Source organism: Pseudomonas sp. MWU318 (genome assembly GCF_016756945.1).
GTDB classification, from domain to species: Bacteria; Pseudomonadota; Gammaproteobacteria; order Pseudomonadales; family Pseudomonadaceae; genus Aquipseudomonas; species Aquipseudomonas putida_A.
Window position 1 is genome coordinate 709,597 of the sequence record NZ_JAESJL010000001.1, and the last position, 24,144, is coordinate 733,740.

The following is a 24,144-nucleotide window of genomic DNA, read 5'->3' on the forward strand; positions in this document are numbered from 1 at the left end:
CCGCCTACACAAAAAAAGGGCGACCAACCGGTCGCCCAAAGTACTACACGAGAGTCCTTTACAACGTCAGCTGCCCCCCTTCCTCCTCGGTCAACTGCTGCTTGGCCTGTTCATCCAGCACCCCGGCGCCCAGCACCTGCACCGGGCTGTTCGGGTTGTATCCGCTGGCCGGCGCACGGCTTGCACCATCGCGAGTCGGCGCCAGTTGCTCGTTGCCGAAACTCAGCACCTGCACGGTGAACACCGACGCCTGGTTCTGCCGCGCTGCTGCTTGCTGCTGACGCGCCACGTCCTCAGCGGCCTGGGTTGCCGAAGACGCCGCCGAACTGGCCGAGGTGATCGCACCGGTGTTCACCGCCGCCACCACCGGTACGCCACTGGTTTTGCCTTGCACGGCGATGTTGGCGGCGTTGACCACGGTTAGCGCGGCGATGTTGACGTTGCCCGAGACACGAATCCCCGCCTCGCCCGCATCGATGGTGCCCAGCGGCGCGATCAGGTCGATGTCGCCGGGTGCGACTTCGGCAATCGGGTTAAGGGTGGCGATACCCGCACCGGTGCTCGGCACCGAAGGCGACAGGGTTACATTGCCCCAAGTGTCGTAAACCCGTTTCGGCGGGGTGTAGACCACGGTGGTTTTCGAGCCGCGACCGGCGTTGATGTCGCCCTCGGCCGACCAGCCGAGGATCGAGCCGCCGAAGGTGGTCATGATCCGGCTCTGCCCCAGCAGAATGCTGCCCTGCGAGTAGAGCTGAATGTTGCCCGAACCCTGGGTGATGATCCCGGCGGTGGACGGTGGCGCCGCGCCTTCGATGCCGAACACCTGACCGCCGCCCGGCGTGAGCATCTGGATATCGCCGCCGAACAGGGTCTTGACCCCGGCACCACCGTAGAGCGTGATGTCGCCGTCGTAACGCAGCGGATTGCCCGCCACATCGGTGCTCGGGAACAGCGCGGCAATGGCGTTGCGACCGCGCAGATAACTGCCTTTGCGCGGGCCGTCAGCGTCGTTGTATTCCAGGCCGCCGGCGCGCAGTTCGGCGAAGTACACCTGCCGCGCAAAGATCGCCTGCTCGGCACTTGGCAGCGCGGCATAGAACGCCTGTGCCTGCTCCGCGTTGCCGCTGAAGCCGTAGCCGAGCGTCAGCCAGCTCTGCAACTCGTCGAGGTAGGTCTTGACCACTTTGCCCGGCTGGCCGTTGAGAGCGGCATTCGGATCAGCAAGGTTTTGCGGGTTCAGGTAACGCGCGATGAACCTTGTGTAATCCGGCCCCTGCGCGCCCACGCCCGCCTGCAATACCACGCTGGCGCCAGGCCGCGAATCCCCGGCCACTATCGCGCCGAGGCTGGTAATGCTGGCGCGGTTTTCCATGAGGATGTTGCGCCCGGCATTAATGTCCAGCGTGCCGGGGCCGGCGATATCGAAGCTGCTGTAGAGAATGTCGCGGCCCGCCGAGACGCGCGATACATCTCGCAGGTCATTGTGGACGAACAGGTTGCCGGTGGAAAAAATGTCCTCCTTGCCGCTACTCATTTCCACTGTCGGCACGGCCGCAGGCTGCCCCAGGGCAGTGCCAGAGGCAACGATGTCGCGTCCGGCGATCATCCACACAGGCCCCGCCGCTTCGTACCAGGTGCGTCTGGAAGTGGAAAAGCTCAACGTTTCGCCACTGCGAATGCCCACCAGGTCCCCCGTCAGCGCATAGAATCGCGCCGGCCCCTGTACGTCGTTCGATCCCGAGTAGGTGTTGGGACCATAGGCAAACAGCGGATATCGCACGTTGCCCTCTGCCGCCACGCCATCGTCGCTGTAGTTGGTGCGCAGCGGTTTTCCGGCGTTGCTGTTGGTGTAAGTATTGAATGCCGGGTTGAACGGGGTAGCCACGGCCATCGGGCTGGCCCCCGACTGGTTGATCGCATAGCCACCGGCGTAGATAGAGTCACCTGCCAGCAGTTCAAGCTGCCCCGACTTCGACGGCGCCAGAAGCAGTGAGTAACCTTGCAGCGGGTAGTTGTTTACGCCAATGAATGTCGCGGATGGCCCTGCATAAACGGACCCTTGGCCCGCCACCGCGCGCAGAATCGATGGGTAGACAAATCGGCCGTCGGTAGGCGAGGTATTGCGGCCCGTGATCAGGCCGTTGGATGTACTGAATTCTGCTATCTGTGTGCCCGGCGTCAGGTTCCCGCCAGCCGAGAACAGATCGATTGCCGTGTGGTCAGTCCACAATGAAAAGCCACTGAGGATACCGCCCTGCTCAACGCTTGCGTCGGCCGCCATGATCGGGCTGGCGTTCATCAGACTCACTCGCCCAGGATCCGCGGCACCGCCCAACACCAGATCACCGCGGCTGCTCAGGCTCATGCCCGAGTCACCCGGAATCAGCACCACGCCTCCGGAAGCACTACCGGTGGTCGAGGTAAACGGATCAAGTGCGCGGGTTTCCCGAAGATCATTGAACACGGCGCCGACGCCGTACTGCAGGTTGATGCCGCCGAGTGCTCCACCCGTCATGTGTGCCGCGCCGCGCAGGTTGATCAGCGCGCCCTGCAGATCATGATTCGGTTGGCCGAAGCCGGTTTCTCCGGCCCGCGCTTGCAGCGAAGGGTTGAGCGTGCCGCCGATACGAATGTCCATGTCACCACCACCGGTCATCTGCACGCTGCCATCGCTGGCGACTCGACCGGTGCTGCCTACCGCGACGATCAGCCCCTGACCTCGCGGGTAGTTAACGGCATCGCCTACCGGTTTGAGCATGCCGGCATCACCACCAGCCCGCAGGCTGATATTGCCACCGCCCAAGGTACCGAAACCGGTGAAACCCACCAGGTAGGGTTCAGTGTTGATCACCCGATCTGAGTTCATTTGGGTGGAATAACTGCCGAAGTTGATCCACCAGGCCGTGGGCACATCCGGGTTGCCCGTGCCTTGGCGCCACAGCCAGTTGCCCACTGCCACACTGGCCATCTGCTCGCGGAACCCGCTCGCTGTCGATTGGGCTTTCGTCCCGACCGAATCACCGGAAATCGAGCCACCGGCATTGATTGTCAGGTTGCCCCCCATCTGCGGATACCAGGCCTGATAGAGGCTGTCGCTGCCGCCGTCGACCCATTTTTCATAAGCGGCACCGGCCGTACCCAACACCGAATCGTTATCCGAAAGATGCCCGCGCGGCTGGTTATAGAGCGGGTCGATATTCGCTGATTGGGTGCCGGCGGTGTACACGCCGAAAGGCGAATCCATGCTCAGGTTGCCGGCAGCCATCAGATCGAGATCGCCAGTACCGGTGCGCAGAACACTGAACATCTGCGTATGGGCCTTGGCCGTTTTCCCGGGATTGTTGCCGATGCACAGCTCTGGCTGCAGATCACAAATGAATTGAGCCTCCTCGGGAACCGGTTCGTAATCCGGCCCCATTCCGCTGCCTGGCGCCCAGACCCAACGGGCCATCGGTACGCACAAGTCGGCAATCTGCTGGCAATACTCGAGCATGTCATCAGGGACCGGCTCGTAGGGAGTAAAGAAGGGATTATCGGGAGCCCAGACCAGCTTGCCCGCAGCGGTGGTGATGTTGACGCCGTAATGACTGTCCGCCAGCCGCAGATGGCCTTCAGGGGTCAGCGGTTTGACCGCACGGCTGTCGGCCGCATCAAGATCTGCACCCGCCACCACGCGCATCGACCATGAAGCACTGCCCGACGGCAGCATGCTGGCCAGCGCCCAGTTCTTGCCCTGTTGTGTGCCGTTGAACGGGCGCAACTCGATCAGCGAAGTGCCTTCGGCGAGCTTCACATCGGTCATCGACGGAATCAGCGAACCGCGCAGCAAGGCCAGTTCGCCCTTTAATTTCACTCCGGAGAACGTAGTCAGGTCTGCATCGTAAACGCTGGGCAACGGCACACCCTTGGGCCAGTTCATCGCTTGCAGGGCGGTGGCCTTGTTCAAACGGATGCCGGCACCCAGGCGTGTGTCGGCAGGCAATGTCACGCTGTCGCTGAGCAGCGTACCGGCGGCGTACAGCAGATGACCGTTGCTGTCGTGGATCGCCCCCGCCAGCACGGTGCCGGCGCTGAAGGTATACGCCTCAGCCAACACTGCCTGAGTCGGCAGCAACGTGCCGCTGGCCAACACTGCGCCCTGGAGGGTCACGTCGTAATTGAGCGTGGCGCCTATCGGGAACTGCGTGCCCTCGGCCAGCGTCACCCCACTGCCCGGCACAATCAGGTCGCCACCGAACGGCTGCACACCGGCAATCAGTTTCCAGCCGGCATCATCCAGGGTTTCCGGTGGCGGCGCGAAGCCGTCATTGATGCTGCCGTAAATATCGAGGTTGCCACCGGCACGAATCACCAGGCTGCCCGCTTCCCCGGAACCATATACGGAGGGGTTCAGCTGCGTGTGCGGATTGAGACTGGCGTAGCGATAACCGGACAAATCCAGATCGCCCTCCACCACCAGATCACCGTCAGCCGTCTTGCTGGCGATCTCCACACCGGGCCGCAAATGGAACGCATCGGCATACGTGGCGTTATTCAACCCGGCGAGCCTGCGTTGCAGCAGATCGTTGTTGCCCAGTGCGGCGTTGATAAAGTCGTTGCTGTCGCCATGAATGCGCTCGAGCATGGCCTGATCGATGACTTGATACGCTCGGCCACTGACCGCCGGATCGACACCATCGCGGGCATCGGTGTAGCGGCGCATACCGTTGAGGCCGATGGAGCGAGCGCCCTGAATGGTCAACATACCACTGGCGTCGATGGCGATGTCATTGCTGCCCTGGCGTGGCGCGTTCAGCTCCAGTGTGCCGCGCAGCATTCCATCGTGTTGCCCGGCGAGGAAACCGGGCACGGCATCAGTGCCGTGGCGCAGGTCGATACGCGCGCCGCTGCCCAACGTAAGCAAACCATCGCCGGAATTCAGTTCGACCGTGGCACGGTTCGGCGCATCGATGATCTTGCCGTAGCTGTCGACACGCAGCACGCGACCATGGGCATCGAGCACGCTGCTGCCCGCCAGCGTCAGGCCATTTTTCGCCGACAGGCGAATGCTGCCGACACGCTCGCCACTGGCATCGATCAGACCGGTCGCCGTCAGGCTGCCATTGTCCACCGAGACATTGACCTCGCTCGCCTTAAGGCCATCCCCGATCACCAGGTTGCCTTGCTTGAGCTGCAAGCTGCGGCTGCCGTAAACCTGCCCGGCATTCAAGCGCTGGTTGAGCGCGGCAAATTGCTCACTGGCGTCACCGCCCAGTCGTTGCGCGCGAATGTCCACGCCACCGGCCTTGTACGGCACCAGCGTGCCCCCGGCGTCGTAGTAACCGCTGCTGCCGCCGACAATCTCGCCTTGCAGATCGACCATCCCGGCCGCATCGGCCAGAGCGACGACGCTGAGGTTACCGGACTGATTGTTGTTCGCCGACAGATCGATCCGCGAGCCCGCAGCCTGACGGATATTGCCGTTGGCGCTGTACAGCGAGACGTCGCCGCCCCAGCTGTATTTGCTGACATCGTTGAACGGCAAGGTCCGCCCGGCCATGTCCAGCACGGCACTAGTGCCCAGCGTCAAATCGCCCTCGGACTTGACGGTCAGCTTGCCGCTGGCCAAGGCGACACGGCTATCGAGCACGACATCGCGGGCTTCAAGGTTCAACTCCGCCCCCAAGGCATTGGCCACCCCGGCAGCCCCGGCCCCGCTGAGCGTCAGGCTGTTGCCGGCCTTGAGCAGGCTGACCGATGCCGCCTCACCGGTGAGCAACGGCGTGCGCAGGTTCAGATTGCCGCCGCTGTAGCGGTAACCCGTGAGCGGATCGTAGGCGCCCTGCTCCTGATACACCGCCAGGCTGCCCTTGTGATTGGCGGTGATGCGCTCGCTGGCGCTCAGGTTGACGTTGGCAAAACCCAGCGCCAGACGATTGTTCTGATCCAGACCGCTGGCCTGAGGCATCGGGCCGTAACCCAGCTCGATCCGCTGGGCCTGAATGTCCAGCGTGCCACTGCCGGTGCCCGCGCCGCCCGTGATGACTGCGCCCGGGCTCTGGGTCGCGCCGTTCCAGATCAGGTTGGCGGTGCGGATGCTCGCCACATCGTTGGCATCGCCCAGACCGTAGATCGCCGGAGTGACCAGCAGCAGGTTCTGCAGTTTGCTCTGGCCGGTCTGCGAATCGATCGTGTCGAGGCTGACGCTGCCGTAGAAATTGAAGGCATCGCGAGTGGTCAGGCTCAGGGTTTCCAGCGCTGGCGCGCCATATTGGGTGTCACCGCGCAGCAGTCGGTCGAGTACATTCTGGTTAAGGGTAAGACCGGCCGGTACGCGACTGCCGGCGTCCGCCAGCGCGGCGGCGCTGCCGGCGTTGACCGAGCCCACAGTCAGCGCCAGTTGGCGCGTGCCGAAACGTACCGCTTCACCCAGTTCAAACTGATTGTCCGTCGCCGCCGTGATGCTGCCGCTCGAATAGAGCAGCGCCGGATCGTTGCAAGATGACGTGACACACGCGCCAATCCGGATGCTGCCCGCGCCGCTGATGCCGCTGGCCGCTTCTGGCGCCAGCACATTGGTCCAGCCGTTGGACACCACCAACAGGCTCGAGGCTTGCGGCTGGTAGAGGTAGCCGGACGTTGAATCGAAGGCCACATTGCCACGCCCCAGGGTGTTGATCCCGGCGCCCGCTTCGACCGTGATGCCACCGGTGGTCGAGGTGGTGCGCAGCACGACTTCCGGCGCTGACAGGATGGCCCCTTCACGCAACGTGATGTTGCTGGAGGTCCCCACGAACTTGATGATGTTGCCGGTCGTGTTGTAAATCACCTCCGGCAGCGCACCGAGCGTCAGACGTCCGGCATTGAGGTTGTTCAGCGTGTCGGCATACACCGACACGCCACTGAAACCCGGCGTCGGCGCACGCCCCGCAGCGAGCACCTCGAACTCGGCGCCGGCGTAACCGCCGCGTAGCGCCGCCGTGCCGATCAGCCCACCCTCGGCGGCATCAAACAGCGCTCGCCCATCGAACTGCAACGCAGTCTCTTGCTTGCCACCCGTGCTCAGGCGCAGATCGAGCACCTTGCCGTCCATTGGCGCCAACGCACGCGGCACGCCACGCCGGGCGGCATCGCTGCGGATGAACTGGGTGAACGAGGTTTCGTTGTACTGCGAGTAACGGCGCAACACGTCAGCCGACGTCAGGATCACCTGACTGGCCAGACTGTCGCGCAGTCCGGTATTGGCAATCGACATCTGCCCGCTGCTGGTCCACGAACCGTTGCGCAACTGCAACGCTGCCGTCGTCGCAGCCGGCGTCGCCTGACCATTGACCTCGACCCGGAACGCGCCCGGCAACAAGGCAAAGGTGGACGGCAGCAGCGTGTAAGTCCCCGCTGCCAACCCCGGTACGCCAGCGCCAATAGTGACCTGCTGGCCGATGCGCGGATCGACCGCTCCGGCTTCGGCCAGGATCGGCGCGTAACGGCTCTGATTGCCCGGCACGATGGCGTAGACCGGATTACTCGCCAGCCCCGGCAGACTGAAGGTGCCATCGGTGGCGTTGCGCACCAGCGGATTGAAGCGCGCGTCGGTAGAACCGCCGCGTCCGGAAATGAAACCGGCGCCGCGAAGATCGCCACCGCCGGACAGATCGATCAGCGCACCGTTCTGCACCTCGATGTATTGCCCACCGATCGCCACGCCGTTTTTATCGCCCGTGATGCCGTTCAACACCACCGATTTACCGTTGTAGAGATAATCGATGCCGTCCGTAGTGCCACCGTATGGCATGACCAGACCGGCGCCGCTGACCGACGTGGTGCTGCCCGACAGCAGTCGAACCTCATGACTGGTGGTCTGCAGATCGTCACCCAGAACAATTTTGCCCAGCGGGGCCCGAACCACCCCGCCCTGCTCGATGTACGCCGCGGAAAAACTCAGATTGCCGAATACCGAGTACGGCACCTCAGCGGGTGCCGCACCGTGGCTGCTGATCCGTAGCGTATGGTCGGACACCGCAACGGCGCCCTGATAGCCAACGCGCACTTCAGCCTGGACATCACTGGCGGGATAGATTTGTGCAGCACCGAGGTTCAAGTCACCCGGCGTCCACAGCCGGGTTTTTTCGGCACCGTCGTTGGGCGCGAGGAAACGCAGATCGCCACGACTGTCGAGGTTCACCAGACCAAATGCCCGTCGGCCATACGCGAGCGCCGGCGCACCGAGTTGCAGGATCGAACCCTGTGTACCGAACGACAGGCCATTGCCCACATCCAGCAAGTCGGCTGATGCGTTGAAGGTCGCGTCCGACAATTGTGTCGTCGGATTATTGGTCAATCGCGGCCGTATCAGGCCGAAGCCGGCGTGGTAAGTGCCCACGCCGGACAGGCGCAGGTACGGCGCGCTCAAATCGACGCGGGTCGTACTCGCGGAGGCGTCGGCCAGCGCCAACGCCCCGGCGTACAGCGTCAGGCTCTGGTTCAGGTGCAGATTGACGTCGCCGTCAAACGACAGCAAACCGTTGCTCAACAGGCTCAGGTTATCGAAGCCGCCCGTCATCAGGCCGTCTGCGCTCAAGCGCGTCTGACCGTAGCGCAGGCCAGCGGCGTCCTCGCCCGGACGCAGATCCTGCGCGAGCGGTTTGTCCGTCGGTGCCTGGCCAATGATCATCTCTCGCGGCGCCCGCGCGGCATTGCTTGCCGAGTCAACGTACAGCGGTGTCTCAAGCGCAATGTCCAGACGACCGCCGGCAGCCTCGACACCGCCCGCTGCTGCACGCAGGTTGCCCTCAAGGAACAGGCCGTTGTAGGAACTCAGGCTGATCCGCCCGCCATCCGTCGCAACGCGGGTCGGCCCCTGGCCGGCGATATCCAGAACGGCCTCGGTGCCCGAGGCATCCAGCCGGGCGCCCTGACGCACGATCACATAGGCATCGGCGGCCGTGGCAGTGGCCAGTTTCGCATCGATTTCACCGCCGATGATGATGCTGCCACCCTTGCCGACCTGACCGTAAGTGCGGCCCAGCGCATCGACTGCCGTAGTGGCGCGTCCGGCGACATCCAGCACAGCCTGTTCACCGATCCAGATGGAACGGTCATGCGCGTTCGAATCGGCCACGACAATGGAGGTCGCCGGTTTGTTCGAACCGAACTGCTGCTGACGGATATCAATCGTACCGCCCCAGGCATTCAGTTCACCTTCCACGGTGATCTGCCCGGCACCGCGCAGTTTGATGCTCTGCCCCGGATCGACGCTGATCCGCGAACCGCGGCCCAGCGTCAACGTGCTGTTGGCGGCATCGATCAGACCGATCAGGCTGGCCCCGCCCTGCAAGGTCAGGCTGGCGCCGGCACGTTGAGTCAGCAGGCCCTTGGTCGGGTTTTCCTGGAACAGCGTCGGCGTCCACAGCTCCAGCGCCGTTTGCGGATCGACACCACTGACCTGATTCGGCGCGGCATCGGCGAAACGGTACACCGGCATGTGCACGTCGATCGCCGTGCCTTCAGCAACGTCCAGCCCATTCAGGCCAATCAGGTTGTAGGCGGAAAAGCCCTTGCGCAACAGATCAGCAGACAGCTGCAGTGTATCGTCGGCCAGCGCCTTGTCGGTCTGACCGATGAGAATCCTGTTGGCCTGTACCGTCAGCGTGCCGCCGCCCGTGACACCGTAGCCACGCAGATCGCCCGCAAGGTTCAGGTGGGTTTCACCGGGCGCCGAAATCGCACTGGATTCCAGCGTCAGGTCCCCGCCCTTGCCACCCCGGGTCTTGCCGTTGGCCAGCACAGCGCCACCGGAGGAAACATCGAGCAGGCTGCCCGCGCCAAGGTCGATATCGCCGCTGCTGCGGATCGATACCAGGCCACCATTGAGATACGCCAGGCTCGCACCGTCGTCCGGGTTGCTGCGCAGGTTGCTCCATACACCACGGGTATCGAGTCGCACACCGCCGGCCACAGTGACTTGCGTCGCCTTGTCGACCTTCGCCGTGAGCCGAGTGTCAGCGGTGTCGCTACTGAGAAACTGATTGAGCACGTTGCCCAGACGCAGGCTACCGCCGCGCGCGCTCAGGTCGGCGCCGATCTGCACATCCGGGGAATACAGGGTGATGTCGCCACCGTTATCGACCGTCAGCGCGCCGTCAACAACCACCTGATCCCTGGCTGCAACCTTGAGGGCACCCAGGCGGACGCCGTTGAGTTGATCGTTATCGAGATACAACTTGCCCTTGCGCGACTCGGGCACTGCGGCGCTCAGGTTCAGATCACTGCCGGCGAGCGGACGCTCGCCACCAATCTGCACCTGATCCAGCGTCGGATTGAGGGTGTAGAGCAGGCCGTTCGACGCCGCGACGAAGGTCGGGTCGTAACTGCCGACGATCAACTGCGCACGCCGGGCCAGTGCGGTCTGGCTCTGCTGATAGCCGTCGAGCACCGGTTTCGGCGCCTGGTTCTGTCGTTCGCCCTGATACACCTCGCCGATCATTTGCCCGTCGAGAACGGCGTTGGCCGTGGCGATCACCAGTTGCCCGGCATCGCGACCCACGGTGTAACCCGACTCGAAACGTGAACGCGGGGCAATCAGCGGGCTGTAGTAATAACTGGTCTGGCCCCAGCGTTGGCTGCTGTCTTCATAGCCTTTGTACAGGCCGGTGTAGAGCAGGTCCCCCGGCGCACGCGACACTTCATACAACTTGCCGTCGGCGCCACGCAGCCAGCTCTGGCGAATCTCGCCGCTCTGCACATCCAGGGTGCCGCCGGACAGGTTGATCAGCGAACCTTTTTCCGTGACCACGTCGTTGCCGGCAAAACTCACCGTGCCGCCCTGAGCCATCCATTCGCCGACACTGTGCCCTTGAGTGCCGAGATAACCACCGACTTCGAGCAAACCGCCCGCCGTGTACCAGCGATCCGTGGCGTAGCCGTTGGTGCCGGCCGGCACATACACCAGATCGCGCACATCGACCCAGATGTCATTGCTGTTGAGCGCGCCCTTCTCGCGGTTGACCGAGGCATCGCGCTGCTCGTTGCCTTGCACGTTGATCTTGATGCTGTTGTTTTCCATCGCCACTTTGACGCCGAGGGCACCGGACACATCGATCATCGCGCCGTCGCGCACCAGGCTGCGGCGTTGTGCATTGACCGCGATCTGGCCGCCAGTGGCCAGGGTGATCGAACCGCTCTGGAACTCGACACTGCCGCCGCTCTGAATCTCGACGCGTGACTGATCGCCACGGATCCGGTTGTTGGCCGTGACGCCCGTCAGCGCGGCCTGATGCTGGCTGTCGAGGGCCGTCAGGTCGCTGCTGTCGAGCATGATCGCCGTGGCACTGCCCTGTCCCAGCGTCACGCTGCCGTTAGCATCGGTGCTCGGGTTGGAGAGGTGAATCGTGCCCCGCGTCGCCACTGAAGTGCTGGCGAGCAACACACCGTTCTGCACGACCTCGTGACCAGTCAGAGTGATGTCGCCGGTCGACGACTGGATCAGTCCGTTGTTGGTGACATTGCCCGCCACGGCACCGGTCTTGAATCCGGGAATGACTTCGTTGCCGAAGGTGGTGGACAGCGCATTGCCCTCGGTGCCCGAGCCCTTGCGGATGTAGAAACGATCACCAGCGGCGAGCACGGTCTGGCCCTTGGCGGTGCTGATGCTGCCGTCGTTCTGTACGTCGCTGCCGAGCAGCAAGGCATAACCACCGGCAGCGGTGGACGATGCCGGCTTGTGGGTGTCGATGGAGGCACCGCGTTCCACCAGCACCTTGCCGGCGGCATCGGTGAAGGTCGGCTGGGTGCCGGTGCTGTCGAAATACAGCCCACGATCACGGAACTGGATATCGGTGATGTTGGCGGCAGCGGCCACCAGGTTGCGCACGTTGACCTGACTGCTGCCGCTGAACACGATGCCGTTACGGTTGATCAGCATCACCGTGCCGTCGGCCTTGATCTGGCCCTGGATCTGGCTGGCCCGGGCATTCGGGTCGTTGACCCGGTTGAGCACTGCCCAGTTCGGCTGCTGGGCGAATTCAACGGTGGTGTTGCGGCCGACGTTGAAGGTTTCCCAGTTGAGGATCGCCTTGTCGGCGGTCTGCTCGATCTTCACCGTGGTCTTGCCGTCGGCCCGGGTCTGCTGCGGGCCCTTCGCGTTCTGCCAACCCTGGGTCAGGCTGTTATCGACTTTCAAACCGCCCTCGCCCAGACCGTCCGGCACGAACTGCACCGTGCCCAACGCGGCAGCGCGTCCGGCCGCCTGCGCCGCTTGTTGCGCAGCAATCGCGGCAACCGTGTTGTTCAGGGTCTGGATCGAACGCTGCAATTGCGCATTGGCTTTTTGTTGCTGGGCCAATGGCGGTGTCATCCCCGGCAACCCGCCAACGCTCGGACGCGCCGCTGCGGCCTGCTGCGCTGCCCCCTTGGCGGCAAACCAGTTCGAACTGAACGCCGTTTGCGCCTGCGCACTGCCCGCCACCAGACACAACGCCACCGCGTGCGCCAACGGCTTGAGCAGCCACAGCGCCGGCTCCACGGCATCACGCTGGAAGGGCTGAACGTGGGTACGACGACGGGATGGGCGAGCGAGCATCACTACGAGATCCTTTTTTGATTGCCACACTTTGTTTTTCAAAGATGCCGCAGGCCTGCAAAAACCTGCTGTTACGACATAGGCCGTTGGCAGAGGGCGCGACCGAACGGATGTCACACAAACTTCATGTTCGGCGTGTATCCGAGCCAAAAAAAATGACGGCAACCCGAAGGTTGCCGTCATCGGTGTTACGACCGCGCGAGCTTACAAAGGACGACCGATAGCGTTGCAGACGCTGGCGTTGTTGATGTCCAGGTTGTTGCCCGAAGTGTTGGTGATGAAGTTGGCGGTCACAGCGGTTTTCCAGGCATTAGGCACGGCGACGAACTTGTGGGCCTGGGTCGCAGTGTTGTTGCCCGGGTTGCTGTAGTGCTGAGTCAGGAAGGCTTTGACGGCCGCAGCCACGGTTGCATCCTTGTAGCACTGACCGAAGATGAAGTTGGTGTAGGCGGCCAGTTTGTAACCCGAAGCCGGGTTAGCTACTACTGGCGACCAGTTGGCAGGGTTTGCAGCCTGGGCTGGCGTCGAAGGAGCGGACACCGACGACAGTGCGAGGGTGACGTTGAGCGAAGTTGGCTGCACGCCGTTAACGCGAGCAACAACAGCGTTGCTGGTAGCGTCGACACCGTCCGGACCGACATAACCGATCGAGCCGTCAACCGCGTTCACGGCAGTGGCGACATCAGAAGTGTTGGCGACGCCGACCCAGTTCGAAGGCAATGCCGAACCGGCTGGCAGACGAGCGTTGGTGAAGGTCGAGTTGGTGGCGAACTGAGTCGGGCAGACCGAGTTCAAGTGACGGCTGAGGATTTCCGAAGTGCCGCTGGAAACGTTGCGGTAAACAACGCGAATCGGTGTGGTGTCAGTCGTGCCGAGCAACTGGCCCCAAGTGGTTTTGGCACCGGAGAATGCATCGCACAGCTGAGCGCTGGTCAGGTTCAGCGCGGTCTGGCCGGCTTTTTTGTACGGGATGGCAACCGAAGTGGCCACCGACGGCAGTTGAATCAGCGGGCCGTACGAAGCGCCGTAGGTGGTGTTGTAGGTGCTGATTTCCGCAGCGCTGAGGATCGAATCGCTACCGGCGAAATGCACGGTGCCAGTGGTGCTGAAACCGGCCGGGTTGTTGGTCAGGAAAGCGGTCTTGCCGGCACCGCTGCCCACGGCGGCGTAGCTGAAGTTGGCTGGCAGGATGCTGTCGGCCGAACCTTTGTACAGAGCGGCTGGCAGAGTGGCACCGCCACCGGTAACGGCCATGGCTTGAGCGGAAGCCAGGGCGGCGACGGTCAGGGAAGCGGCGATCAGAGTGCGCTTGAACATGAAGAATCTCCTTTTCAACGATGGTTGTGAACACAGGTTTTCAGGGGTCTTGCATGACACTGGGAAGACTCACCGCTGACCTTCGCAAGCGGGGTCCGTGGTTAAGTCGCACTGAGAAATTCGCAGTTTCCGGTGACAGATAGAGGAAAAAACCTCGGGAGCTGCGCGCTGATTTTCCGACGGTTTTCTCGGGTGTTTACGGGGGATTGCGAGGTGTCTGGATCGTGGGTTTGGCTGAAACTGGCTGCAGCCGTTGCGGGGTGGTTGCAAATGACAGAAAGGAGAACCCGAGGATGGGGGGAACTTGACTCGGGTGATGCTGAAGCCTTGGAAAAAAGTCTGAATTATTTGTTGTTCTGCATGGCCCTATCGCTGGCAAGCCAGCTCCCACAGGTGGATGGTGCTTACTCCATTCTCTGTAGGAGCTGCCGAAGGCTGCGATCTTTTGATTTTGCTTCTGCTTTTCAAGATCAAGATCAAAAGATCGCAGCCTTCGGCAGCTCCTACAGGGAGTTATTGCACCAACTGGTTGATCTCAATGATCGGCAACAACACCGCCATCACAATCACCAGCACCACCCCGCCCATCACCACGATCATCAGCGGTTCGAGCAACGCGGTCATGCCCATCGCCCGCCGTTCGATATCGCGGGACAGCGTTTGCGCCGCACGTTCGAGCATCGGTGGCAGTGCGCCGGTTTTCTCGCCGCTGGCGATCAGGTGAATCAGCACCGGCGGAAACACGTTCTCCACCCGCAGCGCCGCCGCGAGGTTGACCCCTTCGCGAACCTTGGCCGTGGCGTCGCTGACACTCAGGCTCAAGCGATCATTGGATAGCGTCTGCCGCGCCGCCTCCAGCGCGCGCAGCAATGGCACCCCGGCACCGCCGAGAATCGCCAGGGTCGAGGCGAAACGTGCGGTGTTCAGGCCCAACACGAAACGCCCGATCAGCGGCAACTTCAGCACCCGGTGATGCCAACTCAAGCGCGCCACCGGATTGCGCAGATACAGGCGCCAGCTCCAGAACGCACCGGCGATCAGCGCCGCACACAACCAGCCCCACGCCCGAATGAAATCGCTGGCGGTGAGCATCGCCAAGGTCAACCCCGGCAAGTCCTGCCGCGCCTGAGAAAACGCACTGACCACCTGCGGCACCACGTAACTGAGCAGGAAAATCACAATGCCGATCGACACCAGCCCGACCACACCCGGATAGATAAACGCGGTAAGGATCTTGCCGCGCAGGTTATTGCGCTCCTCGATGTAGTCCGCCAGCCGCTCCATCACCTGTGCCAGATCACCGGACTCCTCCCCCGCAGCGATCAACGCGCGGTAAATCTCCGGAAAATCCCGTGGCCGCGCGGCCAGTGACTCGGCCAGACGCATACCACTACGCACGTCGGCGCGCACCGCGCTGAGGGTGTGGGCGATGTGTTTTTTTTCGGCCTGCTCCACCGTCGCGCTGAGCGCGGCCTCAAGCGGCAGGCTGGCGCCGAGCAGACTAGCCAGTTGCCGGGTGGCCCAGGCCAGGTCGTTGTCCGACATACGCGCACTGAACAAGCCACCGCCGCCATGCTGGGCGACGTTGCTTTCCTTGTGCACCGACAACGCGGTCAAACCACGGCTGCGCAACACGCCGAACGCCGCGCCCTGACTGTCTGCTTCCAGATGCCCGGACTCGATCTTGCCAGTGGCGTCGGCGGCTTCAAAACGATAGCGATTCATCAGGCGTCCCGAGTGACACGGAGGATTTCTTCAGGGGCGGTGGCGCCGCTGCGAATCCAGCGCTCGCCGTCCTCGCGCAGGCTGAACATCCCGGCCTTGGACGCCGCCGCACGCAAGGCCTGCTCCCCTGCCCCTTGGTGAATCAGGGTGCGGATGTCGTCGTCGATGCAGAACAATTCGTGGATGCCGGTGCGACCGCTGTAGCCGGTATGGTTGCAGGCGGCGCAGCCCACCGGGCGCCAGGTGCCCGGCGCTGCTGAATCTTCCTGTTTGCACTCTTTGCAAAGGCGCCGCACCAGCCGCTGGGCCAGCACACCAAGCATCGACGAGGCCAGCAGAAACGGCTCGACACCCATGTCGATCAAGCGATTGACCGCCGACACCGCGTCGTTGGTGTGCAGCGTCGCCAGCACCAGGTGACCGGTGAGCGACGCCTGCACGGCGATTTGTGCGGTTTCCAGATCGCGGATCTCGCCGATCATGATGATGTCCGGGTCTTGCCGCAGGATCGCTCGCAATGCCAGGGCGAAGGTCATGTCGATCTTGGCGTTGACCTGAATCTGGCTGATCCCCGGCAGGTCGTATTCCACCGGGTCTTCGACGGTGAGGATGTTGCTGGTGCTGGCATCGAGGCGTGCCAGCGCGGCGTAGAGGCTGGTGGTCTTGCCGCTGCCGGTGGGGCCGGTGACCAGCACGATGCCGTGGGGCTGGCGAATCAGGTGATCGAGTCTGGCCAGCACCTGCGCGTCCATGCCGAGGGTTTCCAGGTGCAGACGCCCGGCCTGTTTGTCGAGCAAACGCATCACCACCCGCTCGCCATGCCCGGTTGGCACGGTCGACACGCGAATATCGATCGGCCGCCCGGCCACGCGCAGCGCGATGCGGCCGTCCTGCGGCAGGCGTTTTTCGGCGATGTCGAGCTGGGCCATGATCTTGATCCGCGACACCAGCGCACCGTGCAGTGCCTTGCGCGGCGAAACCACGTCACGCAGGGTGCCATCGACCCGGTAGCGCACCACCGAATGGGTTTCGAAGGGTTCGATGTGAATGTCGCTGGCTTCATCCCGCGCGGCCTGGGTAAGCAAGGCGTTGATCATGCGGATCACCGGCGCGCCGTCCTGGGTGTCGAGCAGGTCAGTGATTTCCGGCATGTCCTGCATCAGCCGGTCGAGGTCGACTTCATTTTCTGCTGCGCCAACCACAGCGGCGGCGCTGCCGGTGTCGGCGTAGGCCGTGGCGAGCAGGCCGTCGAGTTCGTCGTCGCGCACACGCTTGAGCGACGTCTCACCGAACTGCCGCCGCACCTCGCTGATCGACCAGCCGGGGGTCGATGGGCACACCGTCAGTACCCCGTCGCACAACAGAATGCGCTGGGCCTTGGCCCAGGCGTAGGGCAGTGAACTCATCTACACCCTCCCCCCATGACAATACAATCCCGTGTAGGAGCTGCCGCAGGCTGCGATCTTTTGCGTTTAAAGATCAAAAGATCGCAGCCTTCGGCAGCTCCTACAGGTCCAGCGTCGCCCCGGCTCTCTATGGTGAGGGGAATTCTTGTGGTGAGGGGATTTATCCCCGATGGGCTGCGCAGCAGCCCCGAAACCTGATATCCGAATACATCTGACTGACCGCGTGCATAGGTTTTGGGGCCGCTTCGCTGCCCATCGGGGATAAATCCCCTCACCACAGGTTTACTTCTCAGATTGAGGGTCGGATTCAAAAGCGTGTACTCCTTTCGATCGGCACCGCTTTGATAGTCGCGCGAGGTCCCGAAGCCGGAACTGGGCTCGGCACCCCCTGCGCCGCCGTCGGCAACTGCGGCGCCTGCATGTCCGGCATTGCCCAGCTGCGTTCCGGTTGCAGCCCGCCCTGGGCGCGGCGCATGAAGTCGTAGCGGTTGAGGGTGATGCTGCGCCCCGCTTCGCTGTCGCGGATGATGTACGGGCGCAGGAACACCATCAGGTTGGTCTTGCTGATCGCCCGGCGCTCGTTGCGAAACAGCGCGCCGATTCCCGGCAAGGTGCCCAGCCATGGCACCGCTTCGTTGCTCTGGCTGTAACCGTCCTGCAGCAAGCCGCCGAGCACCATGATCTGGCCGTCGTCGAGCAGAATGCTGGTGTCGATCGCACGTTTGTTGGTGACGATCCCCGCCGACGTCGCGCTGGCCGACGCGCGTTCGTCGATGCTGCTGACCTCCTGATAGATATCAAGCTTGACCGTGCCGCCCTCGGAAATCTGCGGCCGCACATTCAGCTTCAAACCCACCTCTTCCCGGGTCACGGTCTGGAACGGGTTGTTGCTGGTGCCACCGCCGCCAGTCACGTAGCTACCGCTGACAAACGGAATGGTCTGGCCGACAAAAATGCTCGCCGCTTCGTTATCGAGGGTCAGCAGGTTCGGCGTCGACAGCACGTTGGTGCCGCCCTTGCTCTTCAACGCCCGGGCCAACACTTTGAGGTCGAGAATCTTGCCGATGCCGGGAATGTCGACAGTGCCGTTGACGTAACCGAGGTTCAATCCCTGCGGCAGCACATCGAGGCTGGTCTTGCCGTTGAGATTGATCCCCGAACCGCCGAGGTTCGCCCCGCCGATCACGCCTTTGCCGCCGAGATTACCGGTCTGCCACTGCACGCCGAATTCGCTGGCATCGTCCTCGCCGACCTCAACAATCAGGCTCTCGATCACCACTTGCGCGCGGCGCTGGTCGAGCAGATCGATGACCTCGCGCAGGTTGCGATACAGCGGCTCCGGCGCAGAAATCAGCAAGGTGTTGGTGGTCGCATCAGCCTGAATCGTCACTCCGCCGGCGCTGAACGCAACGTTCTGCTCACTGGCCTGACTGCCGCCGCTGCCGGTCGAACTGCTGCCCTGGGCATAACTGCCGCCGGTACTGCCCGTACTGGAAGTGGTCGAGGTGTTGCCACTGGTTTGCGTGCCGCTCTGCGCACTCGATCCGCCATTGTTGTTGCCGTTGCTGCCCATGGCACTGAGCACCGAGCGCGCACTGTCGCTGGTGCCGCTGTCGCTCTCGCCAGTCAGCAGTCCGCGCAAGGCCTGCGCCAGTTTCGCCGCTTGCGCGTTACGCAAATAAACCACGTGCAGATTGCTCGGATTGCTCTGCGCGTTGTCGAGTTTGTAGATCAGGTTGCGCGCCAGTTCGGTGCGCTCGGGGCTGCCGGCGCGGATGATGATGGTGTTGGAGCGCGGGTCGCCGATCACCGCGATTTTCTGCGTCGGATCGTTGCCCGGCGCGTCGAGCAGATCCGCGACCATCGGCGCGATGTCAGCGGCGATGCCGTTCTGGATCTGCACCACGTCGGTGTCGATCGCGCTCGGGGTGTCGATGGTCTGGATCAACTGGGCGACGCGGGTCAGGTTCTCGGCGTAATCGGTGACGACGATGGTGTTGTTGCCGGGGTAGGCATTGATCGGGTTGTTCGGCGAGACGATCGGCCGCAGCACCGGAATCAGATTGACCGCGTTCTCATATTGCAGGCGAAAGGTGCGGGTGAGCATGCCGTTGCCGGCGGGTTTGTCCGGGCTGTAGATCGGCCCGCCGAGCAATTTCGCATCGGCTTCCGGCACCACCTGCGCGACGCCGCCGACATCGACCACGCTGAAGCCCTGCATGCGCAACGCCGCGAGCAACATGTCGTAAGCCTGCCGCGCCGGCACCTGACCTTCCGAGACCAGCGTCAGGCTGCCCTTGACCCGAGGGTCGACCAGAAACTGCTGACCGGTGGAACGCGACAACGCGCGCACCACCGCTTGAATATCGGCATCGACAAAATTCAGCGTCACCGGTTGATCGCCCAGCGGATTGCTCGGCAGTGTGCTGCCGCGCGGGGCGCCGCCACTGCGCGCGCGTTCGGTGATGTTGTGCATCTGCCGTGGTTGCGGTGCGGTTTGTGCCTGGGCGCGTTGCCGATCGAGCAGCGCATCACCGCTGCGCTGGGTGTTGGCCAATGGGCGGCCGAGTTCGCTGTCCACCAGCAACGGCGGCTGGTTCGGCGGCGTGGTGGTGTTGCTGCACGCGCTCAACGCCATCAGCAGCATCGGCAACGCCATGCGCGCCGGTTTGGATCCTGACCCCTTCATGAAGCTTCCTTAGCGCCCAGCGCCTGATCCATGCGAACGGTGCCTGACAATGTGCCGGCAGTGACTTCGGTCGAAGCGTTGTCGGCGCGTTGCAGACGGGCCTCGACCACTTGCAGAGAAAGCTGTGCCGGAGTGCTCAACAGCCAGTCGAGCACTGCATCGGCCGGCGCCGCGTCGAACGTCAACTGCCACACGCCGGCCTCTCCGGCCTGCAATTGGTAGTGCCCGGCCAGGCCGCTAGCCTGCAGGGTCTGCTCAAGAGACTGCTCGATGCTTTGCCCCTGCGGACGCACGCTGACCTCGCGCAACAGCACTTCAAGGGCTTCGGTCTGGGCGCGTAACTTCGGGGTTTCGCTTTGCCAGTAAGTGATTTTTTTCAGCGGCGGCTGGATCAGCGCGACCCACACCAACAGCGCCAGCAGTACCACCGCCATGCCGCCGACCATGCGTTTTTCCCGCAGGGCCAGCGCCTGCCAGCGGACTTGAAGCTGCGCGCTGAAACCCTGCCAGCGGGCGCGATAGACCGCGAGCGATGCCTTATTCATCTTCTGCTCCGCTGTCGTCAGCGCTTTCTTCGGGAGTGGAGACTTCGTCGCTCGGGCGCAGCAGCCAGCCTTCATCCTCAGCCGTCGCACTGATCCCGACCTGAGCCAATGCGGCTTGCCAATCCTTGTCCTTGTCATTGGCGCTGCGCCGGGCATCGGCCAGCAGACTCAACTGCAACGTGCCATCGACAAACGTCAGGCGCTCAACCGTACCGGCCATGAACGGCATGCCACTGCCGGCCTGCAACACCAGCCGATTAAACGGCTGCGCCGGATCCTCCGCCGCGCCCTTCTGCCGCGCCGCCAGTTGCTGACGCGCCTGCTGCAGCGGATTGAGGATCACCGGCAACTCGGGAAACGCCTGTTTCACCCGCAGCGCCATCTGCGCCTTGAGCTGCTGACCCTGACTGGCTTCGCGAGCGGCATACAGGTTCAAGCCTATGACCCACACCGCCACCGCCAATGCGCAAAGCCCCAGCGCCCGGCCCCAACCGCGATGCTCGTTGCGCTGCTGTTGCACCGCACCCTGCAGGCCCCAACCGGGTAACGGCCCGGTCCAGCGCTGCGCCTCGGCCATCGGCAATTGCGCATCCGGCGGCGGTGCAGAACCGATCCAGTGCAGCGGCGTGCCGCAGGTCAGCAGCCAATCACCAATCTCGTCGTCGAACAGCGGCTGCACCCGCGCCACCTGCACGCTTTCGCGCAGCAACAAATGGCCGTCCTGCCGACAGGCCACCGTACCCGGCAGCACCGGCAAGCAGTACGCCGCCGGGTACAAGCCGCGCAGATTCAGACCGGCCTGCTTTAGCAGTTGCCCCAAATGCTGCAAACGCTGACGCGGCGCCCAGGCTATCTGCACCTGCCCCGCTTCATCCCGCGAACTGTGAGCGATGTGCATGTCATTGCTGTCGCCAAGCATCAAGGCCTGCGCCGCGCATTGCACCGCCGCTGCGGTCTTGTTCGCTGGCAGCGGCGGCAGGTCGATGCTCGCCAGCAGGCTGTCCGCCGGGTGCAGAAAAACGCTCAGCGCTGGCTGCTTCGCTGACTGCCCCAGTTGGCTAAAGGTCTGACGCTGCTCACGAATGACCTGCCCCTGCCGATCCAGCCACGCACAGTCCAACTCACTGTCGAGACTCAACTGCGCCAGTGGCGGCAGTCCCACGCGCAACTGATTCATACACCCACCCGCGACCAGATCACTTGCGGCAAGCGGTCCTCGCTGCGATGCAACAACGCATCGAGACTGACCCGACGCTGATCACGCCGCGCCTCGCCACGCAGGCGAAACCAGTCACTGGTGATGCCGACCTTGACGCTGGTCAGCTCCAGATTCGGCATGCGCAAGCGGTTGACGAAATCGCCACGGTTGATGAACCAGCGCCCGGCATCGCGCTCATTGATCAGCGCCTGCGCGCGCTCCAGCGACAACCCCGGCACATACGCGGCCAACACCGGTGCAGTGGCGGTATTGCCATTGAGCCAGGTGGTCGCCGGAATCACCGTCAGGTACGGCGCCAGTTTGCCAATGACCGCGTCATTCACGCCCTCGACGCTGCGCAGATCATCGACACTGCGCAGCATCGGCAACTTCGGATTCTGCGGCTTGCGCGACGCATTCGGCGACGTGGCACGGCCACTGTCAAAGGCGTTTTTGCTCGCGGTGTTTTCGGCAATCTGCGGATTCGACAGATACGGATAGGAGCCGATCACCCGCTGACTGATGCGCTGACTCAACCCAGCGCTGATACCGATCAACGCGCAAAGCCGCTGAAACGCCTGCACCTGCGCCTCATCGATACGCTCATTGGCCACCAGATTGCGCAGGTTGAACTTGCCCTGCTCATCCTCCAGCCGCCCCTCGAAACCCTGCGCATGCAAGCGCTGCGCCCACGGCTGATCGAGCCGGGTCAGCGGATCACGCTGCCGCGCATCCCAAAGCAACTGCCGGCTGATCTCCAGCCCACCGTGCAACACCCAGCGCCCCTGCACCCGCTGCTGATCCGCCTCCAGCGCGCGGGTCGAAACGCTCTGCCGGGTCAACATCCCCGCCGCAATCACCGCGACCACCGCCGCAATCAACAGCGCACTGATGATCGCCATCCCCTGCTGGTTCGATTGGCTGTTCATCGCCGGCCTTACAGCTGCCAGGAACCGATATCGGCATTCACGCCGTCGCCGTCAGGCTGACCGTCGGCACCGAGAGAAAAGATATCGATCTCGCCATTCGCGCCGGGGTTGAGGTATTGATAAGGACGACCCCACGGGTCATTCGGCAAACGCTCCAGGTACGAACGCCAGTTACTGTTCTTCGCATCCGCCGGACGCTCCACCAGCACTTTCAAACCCTGAGTCATGCTCGGGTAAGTGCCGTGATCGAGGCGATACAACTTCAGCGCCTGCATCAAACCGCCAATGTCCTGCTTGGCCGCCGTGGCCCGCGCCTGATCCGGCCGATCCAGCACCTTGGGCACCACCATCGCCGCCAGAATCCCGAGAATCACCACCACCACCATGATCTCGATCAGGGTAAAACCCTGCTGCCCACGGGGCATCCGACTCGGTCGTCCGGGCTGTTTGAACTGCGCGATATCCATCTCGACATTCCCTTGGCTTGATTCGATTCGACGCGCAGTGTTGCAAGAAGATATGTCAGGGATGTTGAAAATCCTCGGGAGTTTTCGTCGTCAAGCCGTCAAGGACGGGGGTTAGGGTCGAGGGCTGAGTTTGGGTTTTGGGCCTGTTATGCCGACGCGTTCCCGAGAAAGCGGATTCACCCTGATTGAAGTGCTGGTGGCGCTGGCGATCATTGCCGTGGCCATGTCGGCGGCCGTGCGCGTGGCCGGGTTGATGACCCAAAGCAGCGGAGTTCTGCGTGATCGTTCGGTGGCGATGATTGCGGCGCAGAGCCGGATGGCCGAGCTGCAACTGGAAGGTCAATTGCCGACTGGCGTGAAAGCTGTTGATTGTGATCAGGGACGCCTGCTATTGCGCTGCGAACAAGCCATCGCCACAGCCGAAAACGGCCGATTGCTCAAGGTCGGCATCCAGGTCTTCAACCGCAACCAGGACACCCCGCCCCTAGCCCGCCTAGAAACCCTGTTGAATCGCCCCCTGTAGGAGCTGCCGAAGGCTGCGATCTTTTGATCTTGTTTTTAAACATCAAATCAAAAGATCGTCCGATCGCAGCCGAAGCCTCCGGCAGCTCCACAAACAACTCAGGCAAAAAAACAACGCCTGCCCCACACGACATCCGCAATCAACCTAAAACCCTGTGGGAGCGAGCTTGCTCGCGAAGGCGTCAGAATGAACACCCGATCAATCACCGGGTGTCCCCGACACCTACATCACCCCGGCAACTGCAAATTATCCAACGCCCGATTCACCGCCAACTCCCCCAGCATGATCAACTGCGCAATCCCCGCCAGCGCATGACGCTGCGACACCGGCAACAAGCTGGCGATGTTCTGCGCGAGGGTTTTGGCCGAAGCGAGTGTTTCACTGGCATCCACCAGCAGCTCTTCGGTTTTGTTGTCCGCCGTCACGGCATACATCCCACGGTGTTTACGTGGCGGCGGCGTGGAACCGGGCGGACAGAGGTAATGGTCGAGCGCGCGGTCGGCGGCTTCGTGGAGTTTTTTGGAATCGATGGATTCGTAGGGGGAAACCGAGGCGGTTTCGGGTGGGTTGGGTGTTGGTTTGATCATGGTGAAGCTCCTATAAGAATGGAGCCGCCCAGAACTGTCGCTAAACAGAAAGGTGGCGGCTGTACGCAGGTTAGCGAACCGGTTATAGGCACCCGGCAGACCCGAGGGTCTCCCGCATACAGCCACCATAGCGGAGTCGCAGAAATTGAATCTGCGACAAAGCATGGAACGCTGATGCACCTATTTATAAGTCGAGTCGCTA

Annotated in this window: 11 protein-coding genes; 1 reads left to right on the forward strand and 10 read right to left on the reverse strand. The window is 62.9% G+C overall.

The features are described from left to right. Positions 1-58: 58 nt before the first annotated feature. The 9 genes from JN524_RS02950 to gspG all read right to left on the reverse strand — a co-directional run bounded on the left by JN524_RS02950 (position 59) and on the right by gspG (position 22,832). Positions 59-12,556 (reverse strand): filamentous haemagglutinin family protein, encoded by a 12,498-nt coding sequence (locus JN524_RS02950; protein WP_202368407.1) that lies wholly within the window; start codon positions 12,554-12,556, stop codon positions 59-61. A gap of 204 nt (positions 12,557-12,760) precedes the next feature. Then, positions 12,761-13,873, reverse strand: coding sequence for a substrate-binding domain-containing protein (locus JN524_RS02955; RefSeq protein WP_202368408.1), 1,113 nt, complete (start codon positions 13,871-13,873; stop codon positions 12,761-12,763). Between the two features lie 513 nt (positions 13,874-14,386). Further along, complete coding sequence (gene gspF / locus JN524_RS02960) at positions 14,387-15,598, reverse strand: type II secretion system inner membrane protein GspF (protein WP_202368409.1); 1,212 nt, start codon at positions 15,596-15,598, stop codon at positions 14,387-14,389. After that, positions 15,598-17,004, reverse strand: a complete 1,407-nt coding sequence (gene gspE, locus JN524_RS02965; RefSeq protein WP_202368410.1) for a type II secretion system ATPase GspE — start codon at positions 17,002-17,004, stop codon at positions 15,598-15,600. Before gspE ends, gspF begins: the two co-directional genes overlap by 1 nt. A gap of 307 nt (positions 17,005-17,311) precedes the next feature. After that, positions 17,312-19,693: a type II secretion system secretin GspD gene (gene gspD, locus JN524_RS02970; protein ID WP_202368411.1), complete on the reverse strand. Its 2,382-nt coding sequence runs from the start codon at positions 19,691-19,693 to the stop codon at positions 17,312-17,314. Beyond that, positions 19,690-20,238 (reverse strand): type II secretion system protein GspM, encoded by a 549-nt coding sequence (gene gspM, locus JN524_RS02975; protein ID WP_202368412.1) that lies wholly within the window; start codon positions 20,236-20,238, stop codon positions 19,690-19,692. Before gspM ends, gspD begins: the two co-directional genes overlap by 4 nt. Further along, complete coding sequence (gene gspL / locus JN524_RS02980; protein ID WP_202368413.1) at positions 20,231-21,415, reverse strand: type II secretion system protein GspL; 1,185 nt, start codon at positions 21,413-21,415, stop codon at positions 20,231-20,233. Before gspL ends, gspM begins: the two co-directional genes overlap by 8 nt. Then, positions 21,412-22,365 carry a type II secretion system minor pseudopilin GspK gene (gene gspK / locus JN524_RS02985; RefSeq protein ID WP_202368414.1) on the reverse strand — a complete coding sequence of 318 codons (954 nt, stop codon included), beginning with the start codon at positions 22,363-22,365 and terminating at the stop codon, positions 21,412-21,414. Before gspK ends, gspL begins: the two co-directional genes overlap by 4 nt. A gap of 8 nt (positions 22,366-22,373) precedes the next feature. Further along, on the reverse strand, positions 22,374-22,832 hold the full coding sequence (gene gspG / locus JN524_RS02990; protein ID WP_041062388.1) for a type II secretion system major pseudopilin GspG: 459 nt from the start codon (positions 22,830-22,832) through the stop codon (positions 22,374-22,376). A 148-nt stretch (positions 22,833-22,980) separates the two neighbouring features. On the opposite strand from gspG, the gene gspI reads away from it, so the two are divergent. After that, positions 22,981-23,355 carry a type II secretion system minor pseudopilin GspI gene (gspI, locus tag JN524_RS02995; RefSeq protein WP_202368415.1) on the forward strand — a complete coding sequence of 125 codons (375 nt, stop codon included), beginning with the start codon at positions 22,981-22,983 and terminating at the stop codon, positions 23,353-23,355. Between the two features lie 227 nt (positions 23,356-23,582). Here the strand turns inward: gspI and JN524_RS03000 are convergent, their stop codons facing one another. After that, positions 23,583-23,942 (reverse strand): DUF6124 family protein, encoded by a 360-nt coding sequence (locus tag JN524_RS03000; protein WP_007968533.1) that lies wholly within the window; start codon positions 23,940-23,942, stop codon positions 23,583-23,585. Between the last annotated feature and the right edge of the window lie 202 nt (positions 23,943-24,144).

What these genes read in the sequence shown, in the direction of transcription:
- JN524_RS02950 (WP_202368407.1), bottom strand. Translation starts at nt 12,556, where the DNA reads ATGCTCGCTCGCCCATCCCGTCGTCGTACCCACGTTCAGCCCTTCCAG.
- JN524_RS02955 (WP_202368408.1), bottom strand. Translation starts at nt 13,873, where the DNA reads ATGTTCAAGCGCACTCTGATCGCCGCTTCCCTGACCGTCGCCGCCCTG.
- gspF (WP_202368409.1), bottom strand. Translation starts at nt 15,598, where the DNA reads ATGAATCGCTATCGTTTTGAAGCCGCCGACGCCACTGGCAAGATCGAG.
- gspE (WP_202368410.1), bottom strand. Translation starts at nt 17,004, where the DNA reads ATGAGTTCACTGCCCTACGCCTGGGCCAAGGCCCAGCGCATTCTGTTG.
- gspD (WP_202368411.1), bottom strand. Translation starts at nt 19,693, where the DNA reads ATGAAGGGGTCAGGATCCAAACCGGCGCGCATGGCGTTGCCGATGCTG.
- gspM (WP_202368412.1), bottom strand. Translation starts at nt 20,238, where the DNA reads ATGAATAAGGCATCGCTCGCGGTCTATCGCGCCCGCTGGCAGGGTTTC.
- gspL (WP_202368413.1), bottom strand. Translation starts at nt 21,415, where the DNA reads ATGAATCAGTTGCGCGTGGGACTGCCGCCACTGGCGCAGTTGAGTCTC.
- gspK (WP_202368414.1), bottom strand. Translation starts at nt 22,365, where the DNA reads ATGAACAGCCAATCGAACCAGCAGGGGATGGCGATCATCAGTGCGCTG.
- gspG (WP_041062388.1), bottom strand. Translation starts at nt 22,832, where the DNA reads ATGGATATCGCGCAGTTCAAACAGCCCGGACGACCGAGTCGGATGCCC.
- gspI (WP_202368415.1), top strand. Translation starts at nt 22,981, where the DNA reads ATGCCGACGCGTTCCCGAGAAAGCGGATTCACCCTGATTGAAGTGCTG.
- JN524_RS03000 (WP_007968533.1), bottom strand. Translation starts at nt 23,942, where the DNA reads ATGATCAAACCAACACCCAACCCACCCGAAACCGCCTCGGTTTCCCCC.